At 48.0% G+C, this 8186-nt stretch carries 7 protein-coding genes; 5 read left to right on the forward strand and 2 right to left on the reverse strand.

Annotation, left to right across the window (positions count from 1 at the left end):
- Positions 1–29: 29 nt before the first annotated feature.
- The 3 genes from aceF to ACO0K1_RS07845 all read left to right on the forward strand — a co-directional run bounded on the left by aceF (position 30) and on the right by ACO0K1_RS07845 (position 4954).
- On the forward strand, positions 30–1388 hold the full coding sequence (gene aceF / locus ACO0K1_RS07835) for a dihydrolipoyllysine-residue acetyltransferase (protein ID WP_423024423.1): 1359 nt from the start codon (positions 30–32) through the stop codon (positions 1386–1388).
- A 14-nt stretch (positions 1389–1402) separates the two neighbouring features.
- A complete protein-coding gene (gene lpdA, locus ACO0K1_RS07840; protein WP_423024425.1) occupies positions 1403–3514 on the forward strand; it encodes a dihydrolipoyl dehydrogenase in 2112 nt (703 codons plus the stop codon).
- Between the two features lie 216 nt (positions 3515–3730).
- Positions 3731–4954: an SGNH/GDSL hydrolase family protein gene (locus ACO0K1_RS07845; protein WP_423024427.1), complete on the forward strand. Its 1224-nt coding sequence runs from the start codon at positions 3731–3733 to the stop codon at positions 4952–4954.
- A gap of 11 nt (positions 4955–4965) precedes the next feature.
- On the opposite strand, the gene ACO0K1_RS07850 is transcribed toward ACO0K1_RS07845, so the two are convergent.
- The gene (locus tag ACO0K1_RS07850; protein ID WP_423024428.1) at positions 4966–5166 is read right to left on the reverse strand and encodes a hypothetical protein; all 201 of its coding nucleotides are present in this window, start codon (positions 5164–5166) and stop codon (positions 4966–4968) included.
- A 661-nt stretch (positions 5167–5827) separates the two neighbouring features.
- Here ACO0K1_RS07850 and ACO0K1_RS07855 point away from each other — a divergent pair.
- Positions 5828–6385 carry a PEP-CTERM sorting domain-containing protein gene (locus ACO0K1_RS07855; protein ID WP_423024430.1) on the forward strand — a complete coding sequence of 186 codons (558 nt, stop codon included), beginning with the start codon at positions 5828–5830 and terminating at the stop codon, positions 6383–6385.
- Positions 6386–6536: 151 nt separating this feature from the next.
- On the opposite strand, the gene ACO0K1_RS07860 is transcribed toward ACO0K1_RS07855, so the two are convergent.
- Positions 6537–6977 (reverse strand): hypothetical protein, encoded by a 441-nt coding sequence (locus tag ACO0K1_RS07860; protein WP_423024431.1) that lies wholly within the window; start codon positions 6975–6977, stop codon positions 6537–6539.
- 345 nt (positions 6978–7322) lie between these two features.
- Between ACO0K1_RS07860 and ACO0K1_RS07865 the strand changes: the two genes are divergently transcribed.
- On the forward strand, positions 7323–7604 hold the full coding sequence (locus tag ACO0K1_RS07865; protein WP_423024432.1) for a hypothetical protein: 282 nt from the start codon (positions 7323–7325) through the stop codon (positions 7602–7604).
- Positions 7605–8186 lie beyond the last annotated feature (582 nt).

An 8186-nucleotide genomic window follows, 5' to 3' on the forward strand; every position in this document is an offset into this window, starting at 1 on the left:
TACGAAAGAAACGTAAACGGAGCTATTTTATGAGCGCAATTGAAGTCAAAGTACCAGATATCGGTGATTTCAAGGAAGTTGAAGTCATTGAACTGATGGTCAAAGTCGGCGATACCATCAAAGTGGATCAGTCATTGATCACTGTAGAATCTGACAAAGCAAGTATGGAAATTCCTTCCAGCCATGCCGGCGTCATTACCGAAATTAAAGTTAAAGTTGGCGACAAAGTTGCTGAAGGTTCTTTGTTGGTGTTGGTTGAAGCCACTGCTGGCGCGGCTGCACCTGCTGCAGTCCCAGCGCCTGCAGCCGCCCCTGCCGCAGCGGCGCCAGTTGCTGCCGCTCCAGTTGCAGCAGCACCAGCACCAGCACCAGCACCAGCACCAGCACCAGCACCATCACCAGCCGCTGCTCCTGCTGTGTCAGCGACTGCGCCGGCTGCGACTGCCAGCGCAGGCAAGGCACATGCGTCACCATCTATCCGTAAGTTTGCGCGTGAATTAGGTGTTGATCTGAGCCGTGTTGCTGGCTCTGGTCAAAAAGGCCGTATCACGCAAGAAGACGTACAAAATTTTGTTAAAGGCATCATGGCAGGTAGCACCGCCGTGGCTGCGGTGGCAGCACCAGTGGCTAAAAATGGTAGCGGCGCAGGTCTGGATTTATTGCCTTGGCCATCATTGGACTTCAGCAAATTTGGGTCTACTGAATTGCTGCCGCTGTCGCGCATCAAAAAACTCAGTGGCCCAAATCTGCACCGCAACTGGGTCATGATCCCGCACGTGACGCAATTTGATGAAGCAGACATTACTGGTCTGGAAGACTTCCGTAAATCGTCGAATGATGCATTGGTTAAATCTGGCGTTAAATTAACCATGTTGGCGTTTGTAATCAAAGCCAGCGTTGCTGCCTTGAAAAAATTCAAAGCATTCAATGCGTCCCTCGATGCGACGGGCGAAAATCTGATTCTGAAGCAGTACTACAACATCGGTTTTGCGGCGGATACACCGAACGGTCTGGTAGTTCCTGTCATCAAAAATGCGGATCAAAAAACCTTGTCGCAGATCGCTGTTGAAATGGGCGAATTGTCCGCACAAGCGCGCGATGGCAAGCTCAAGCCAGCCGATATGCAAGGCGCGACATTCACAATCTCTTCTCTGGGTGGTATTGGTGGTACTGCATTCACACCGATTATCAATGCGCCTGAAGTCGCTATTCTGGGCTTGTCGAAATCCAGCATGAAACCAGTCTGGGACGGCAAACAATTCGTGCCACGCCTGATGTTGCCACTGTCCTTGTCCTACGATCACCGCGTGATCGATGGCGCGATGGCTGCGAAATTTACTGCATATCTGGCGGATGTTCTGGCTGATCTGCGTAAAACCTTGCTGTGATTGGAGAGCATGCGATGAGTACAGTTGAAGTCAAAGTCCCGGATATCGGCGATTTTAAAGAAGTCGAAGTGATTGAGTTGCTGGTCAAAGTCGGCGATACCATTAAGGTTGATCAGTCTTTGATTACCGTCGAATCCGACAAAGCAAGTATGGAAATCCCTTCCAGTCATGCAGGTGTGATCAAAGAATTGCGCGTCAAGCTCGGTGATAAAATCGCCGAAGGTAGCTTGTTGTTGATCGTGGAAGCAGAAGGCGGTGCTGCTGCGCCGACCTCTGCCGCCGCGCCAGCTTCCACACCAGCACCTGTTGCAGCAGTATCTGCACCGGCAGCGCCAGTAGCTGCTCCGGCAGTCGTTGGCATCGTTGAAGTTAAAGTGCCAGATATCGGTGATTTCAAAGAAGTGGAAGTCATTGAATTGATGGTCAAAGTAGGCGATACCATTAAAGTTGATCAGTCATTGATTACAGTGGAATCTGACAAGGCAAGTATGGAAATTCCATCTAGTCATGCAGGTGTGGTCAAAGAAGTGAAAGTCAAAGTCGGTGATAAAGTTGCCGAAGGTTCGTTGTTATTGCTGGTGGAAGCGGCGGGTGCTACAGCTACTGCAGCTCCGGCAGCTCCAGCGGCTGCACCAGCTGCCGTTGCTTCCGCAAGCGCACCTGCAGCGCCAGCACCGGTGGCGTCTGGCTACACTGGTCAGGTCGATGTGCAATGCGACATGATGGTTCTGGGTGCGGGTCCCGGAGGTTATTCAGCAGCGTTCCGTTCGGCTGATCTGGGTCTCAATACTGTGCTGGTCGAAAAATATGCGGCACTCGGTGGCGTCTGCCTGAACGTGGGTTGTATTCCATCCAAAGCACTGTTGCACGTGGCAGCGGTGATCGATGAGACCTCGCACATGGAAGCACTTGGCGTGAGCTTTACAAAACCAAGCATCGATATCGACAAACTGCGCGGCTACAAAGAAAGCGTCATCAAAAAAATGACGACTGGCTTAGCTGGTATGGCAAAAGCACGTAAAGTCAATATCGTTCAAGGCGTTGGTCAGTTCCTCAGCCCTTATCATATCGAAGTGACCGCCGCCGACGGCACCAAAAAAGTGGTGCAGTTCAAACAAGCGATCATCGCAGCGGGTTCTTCTGTTGTGAACTTGCCGTTCGTTCCAACTGATCCACGTATCGTTGACAGTACAGGCGCGTTGGAATTGCGTCAGATACCAAAACGTATGTTGGTCATCGGTGGCGGCATTATCGGTCTGGAAATGGCGACGGTCTATTCCACACTCGGTGCGCGTATTGATGTCGTCGAAATGATGGATGGCCTGATGCAAGGCGCTGACCGGGATATGGTCAAGGTCTGGCAGAAGTTCAACGAAAAACGTTTTGACAACATCATGTTGAAAACTAAAACGGTTGGCGTTGAAGCACTCCCAGAAGGCATCAAAGTCACTTTTGCAGCTGCCGTCGAAGGCGAAACAGCACCGGCACCGCAATTGTACGATCTGGTGTTAGTGGCGGTCGGACGTAGCCCGAACGGCAAAAAAATCGCTGCAGATAAAGCAGGTGTGGCTGTGACTGACCGTGGTTTCATTAACGTCGACAAACAAATGCGTACCAACGTACCGCATATTTTTGCAATTGGTGATCTGGTCGGACAACCAATGCTGGCGCATAAAGCAGTGCACGAAGCACATGTGGCTGCCGAAGCAGCAGCAGGCGAAAAAGCCTACTTTGATGCTTCTGTCATTCCTTCTGTCGCTTACACTGACCCAGAAGTAGCATGGGTAGGTGTGACCGAAGATGAAGCTAAAGCTAAAGGTCTGAAAGTTGAAAAAGGCTTGTTCCCATGGATGGCTTCTGGTCGTGCAGTAGCAAATGGCCGTGACGAAGGCTTCACGAAGTTGATTTTTGATGCGGAAACCAAACGTATTGTGGGCGGTGGTATCGTTGGCACCCATGCGGGCGATATGATCGGTGAAATTGCGTTGGCGATTGAAATGGGTGCTGATGCAGTGGATATCGGTAAAACGATTCACCCACATCCAACTCTCGGTGAATCCATTGGTATGGCTGCCGAAGTCTATAAAGGCGTCTGTACCGACTTGCCACCACAGCGTAAAAAATAAGCTGATAGTGTCATTCTAAAAAACCGCGATCGAGGTCGCGGTTTTTTTATGCCTGTCTGCAAAGCATTACCCTACGTTGTCGCCGCCCTATTAAAAAAATAGTGTCCTATCTGTTATTCTGGCAACTTTCCGACCGACGTGAAAAGGCAAGCATCAACCATGGCTCAGCAAACGACACTACTGCGTAGAACGCGCCTTTTTGCGACACGATGCATCGTGACTTGCTTGTTATTGACCACCTCACTCTCATGGGCCACCAACGATCGCGAATGGGTCGGTACTTGGATGGCCGCTCCAGATCAGGTCGGTCCGCCACTGAAGGCGCAAACGATCAGACAGGTGATACGGTCCAGTATCGGTGTAAAACGTGTCCGCATCCGTCTCTCGAACCAATATGGCAAAGAACCGCTCGAGCTGGGCGCGATCCATCTGGCAACGCATACCAATGGTGCCGCGATCACACCAGGGAGTGATCATGTGGTTACGTTTAGTCGTAAGCCTCGTATCACGATTCCTGTTGGCGAAACTGTCCTGAGTGATCCCATCGACATGACGATTGCGCCGTTGCAGGAACTGGCAATTAGTATGTTCCTGCCGTCAGGGATTATCGCATCTACACAGCATGGAACTGGCATGCAAACCGTGTATTCGGTACTAGAAAAGGACGTGACCGCGGCGATTGATTTACCCCAGCCAGAAAAAGACGACAGCCGCTATTTTTTAGCAGATATTGAAGTATCGGGAGCGCGTGATGGACATGCGATTGTCGTGATTGGGGATTCAATTACCGATGGTGTCGGTTCGACGAACGATAAGAATGCACGCTGGACGGATATTCTCGCTGAACGCTTACATGCCGAAGCCAGGCTGTCTTCCATCGCTGTTCTGAATGCGGGCATCAGTGGTAATCGAATTCTGAACGATGGTGTGGAGCCGTTTGTCGGACCAAGTATGCTGACACGACTAGAGCGCGATGTGCTGTCCAAGCCGGGCGTTAAATGGGTCATGGTGTTTGGCGGTATCAATGACATCAGCGCTGCGAATGTGCTGCATTCTTCCAAGGATAAGGTCACGGTGGCGCAACTGATTCAGGGAATGACCAGCTTGATTAACAGGTCGCATGAAAAGGGCTTGAAAGTATGGGGTGCAACGATTCTGCCAAACGGGGGCACTGTCGGCATTATCGGTCACAGCGCCAATGGCGAAAAAATGCGACAAGAGCTCAATGCCTGGATACGTCAGTCAGCGGCTTTTGATGCCGTGATTGATGTCGATCGCGTACTAGCCTCACCTGACCGACCTGCGCAACTCGCTCCGGAATTTGATAGCGGTGATCACACGCATCCCAATGACGCAGGTTATCGCGCGATTGCTGATGCGGTTGATCTGAAGCTGTTTTCTGACACGCTTAAAACGACGACTCGGCGTAATGGTAAGTAGGATCTTAGATTTTAGTTTTTGTTGGTATCAACCAGCTTATTGATCAGCTCTTGTGGAATTGCTTGACCATTCGCACTCAACTGGCGGACAGTTTCGTGAAGAAGTTGCATGCGGACGATTTTTAAAACTGCTGATGCGATGATGCCGACGATAGGGATGAGGAGTGCGATGATGGGAATGAAAACGGGAGACACGTCGGTGAATGCATTCATGGTGGTCTTTCTTGGCTAGTTAGCGTGTTACCTGAGACGGAGATCGTTTGTATTACAAATGATGATTGTGAGAAATATATTAGCACGCAATTCTGGTGATAGAAATACAAGTTGCTAAAGCATCTGTTTTTTTGGTTGCGGAGTATAGCGCAGTGTTTGTTTCATGTGATTCTATTACTGACGGAGCAGTTTCTACAGACGACAAGAATACACGCTGACCTGATTTGCTGGTAAAGCGCTTACAACGTTGCTATGCACTCTCATTCATTACCGTGCTGAACGCTGGTATTGGTGGTAGTAACGGTAATAGCGCTATTATCGATAATTGCCCATTGAACGATGGCGCTGATCCTTTTGTAGACCCCGGCATGCTCTTACGATCAGAACACGGTGTGTTGTCCAAGCCACGTGTTCGATGGCCCATGTTTGCGAGCCGGATTCAATCATATTACTGCGCCACACGGTTTCATTTTCTCCTGTGCAAAATTTTGTCTTAGGTGCTGAAACCTGTCGATATTTTTTACATTAAAGAACTCACCTTATTCGTTGAGATTCTTAACTCATTGAATTTATTAAGATAATTTAATTTTTGAAGAGCTGGTACGATTCGTGCTGCTTTAAAGCACATAGCTACTAATTTTAAATTACTCTGGAGAATAATGTGAATATTGTAAAAAAGATTACAATTTTAGCGACCTTCGCATCATTTGGTTTGCTTGCATTGATGCCTTTAAGCGCTTCAGCAAATGTGGTGACATTTAACGATATTTCCGGTAACCCAGGTTCCTCATTTACTTCTGGAGGTTTCCAATTTACCGGTACTAACACCTACGCTTGGGCACCGGGCGGCGGCGGAGCAAATAATGGAACTGAAAACCTCATCGTTGGTTACCACGGTGGGTTTACGATTACGAAAGTAGGCGGTGGAGAATTTACTCTTAACCAATTGGATGCCGGTCTAAGTTGGTATACGTCTGATCCATCGTGGGTTGTTTCTGTAGGTGGTGATTTGATCACATTGAACCATAGCTATCAGACCTTTACATTCGACAATTTGACCAATGTGACTTCAGTTACGGTGTCTTCTGCGCCAAACGATGGGTACTTGGCTTTTGATAACATAGTAACTGATGCAAATGTTCCAGAACCTGCAACTTTATTGCTGTTTGGATTAGGGATGGCCGGCTTAGCCACTGCGCGCAAGAAAAAGCAAAGCTAAGTACAAAAAAATACCCGGTTCTTTACTGGGTTTTTTTTCGACAAAAATTCATACATGCAAGACGGGAACAACCCGCCCAAACTATTCAGGCCTTATCACGCCTCATAAGGGCGCCGATTGTATTCGCCCATTGGACCGTGTATGACAACATTTAAAAGTGCAGGCCGACGTAAAACAACGGGATATTCGCCTTTTTCATCCGATGCAGTGACCAGAGAGAATATGTGAGCAATCCCGCAGAGAGAATATGTGGGTTTCCGCCTGCTTGTTCGTACATATCAATGTCGTTTCCGGTGTAGCCATTTTCTCCACGTACATGTGTGTAATAGGTAGTGACATGAAGAAGATTTGATATCACGGAAGTACCGAGAACACTTTGCGCATAGGGCGAATTGTGAAGTCCCTTTTTTTGAATAACGATTTCCCCGACCAATGCCGAAGTCACCAAACCTGACGCCGCAATCAATTGCATCTGCGTTTGACTAAAACTGGCATCTGGCTCCGTAGCGCGCGTTACGCCGCTAAATATCGAACCACCAGGGCGAGGCACCGCGACAGAAATGTCTGTGGCGCCAAATGCATCGTAGAACAAGGCGTGACCTGCTTCATGTATATAGATGCTGCTATAGATCCCGCTAATAGTCTAGATTGCATTGCCCATTTCTTTTTCCGCGGCATGACTGATCGTTGGCAAGAGAATGAAAAATACAAATGCAAAATAACGATGAAGAGACATGGCTGATAAGTTATGTCTAAATGACACACACTGTTAAAGCGCCAAATTATAAATCCTAATATGTAATAAGCGGCGTTAGTGCTAAGTCCTTCATTGACCAATACGTCGTAAATTACACGAGGCAGGGTGTAACCCACGCTACTATTGCGTTTGAATCAACTTGGTAGATTGCTCTAGCACTACGACTGAATATCCATATCCATGGCAATATCGCTTTTGACTGTCACCGCTTTAGACAAAGCAATTTGTGCGTCACGGAAAACGGATCAGAAAGTGTCGTTGTCTGAGCGCAGCGAGTTTCGACACTTTCCCGTTTTACGTGACGCACAAATTGTGCTGACACGTAGTGACGGCACCCGCAGGGCAAAGTCAGCGTCGCCTTTCTTTTGCTTACTTTACTTTGGCGAAGCAAAGAAAAGTAAGTGGCCGCCGGGCCACACCCGGCTTGGCTCTACGAAGTGCGATCGTTTTACGGATCAATAATGATGTAAAAATAAAGTAATAAAGAGGATCTGAGGACATTAGAATTGGCTTTGATAACGGCATCTACTGAGCATATCTACTAGCCGACATACGCTTATAGCGCGCCAATTTATAAGTCCCAATAAACAGCATTTGTGCTAATCCCCTCTGTTAATCAATAACTAGAGGCATTTCCGGAGACTAAATCTTTTTGTCAGCATGCAGCCGCAAACCCACTCAAATCGAATTCAAGTGCGATTCTTTTTTTGTTTGAAAATTTCAAGTATTACTGGCCCAAGCCAAAAAGATATGGGACCAAGAAAACCAAAAGAGATGATGATGGACGATAAGAGTGAATGCGTAAATAACGCAATTAGTGCAATGATAAGTAGTTCAATTATCAGGCAACAAATAATGGTTTTACTCAGAGGATTCAATGAAGTCAAAGTGCTTGATAAGGACATAGTGTTCCCCTGTCGGTAGTTGTCAACAAAGATGTCGCGTCAAGTCATGCTGCTAGCATTAGTTCCTCTGCCTGATTTCGTTTCGGATTCAGCCAGACCTCGTCCTTCAATTTCCAATCCCGCGTCGCACCAGACCAGC

Origin of the sequence: Undibacterium sp. SXout20W, assembly GCF_049340285.1 — a bacterium.
In the GTDB taxonomy this organism is placed as follows: Bacteria; Pseudomonadota; Gammaproteobacteria; order Burkholderiales; family Burkholderiaceae_D; genus Undibacterium.

What these genes read in the sequence shown, in the direction of transcription:
- aceF (WP_423024423.1), top strand. Translation starts at nt 30, where the DNA reads ATGAGCGCAATTGAAGTCAAAGTACCAGATATCGGTGATTTCAAGGAA.
- lpdA (WP_423024425.1), top strand. Translation starts at nt 1,403, where the DNA reads ATGAGTACAGTTGAAGTCAAAGTCCCGGATATCGGCGATTTTAAAGAA.
- ACO0K1_RS07850 (WP_423024428.1), bottom strand. Translation starts at nt 5,166, where the DNA reads ATGAATGCATTCACCGACGTGTCTCCCGTTTTCATTCCCATCATCGCA.
- ACO0K1_RS07865 (WP_423024432.1), top strand. Translation starts at nt 7,323, where the DNA reads ATGGCAATATCGCTTTTGACTGTCACCGCTTTAGACAAAGCAATTTGT.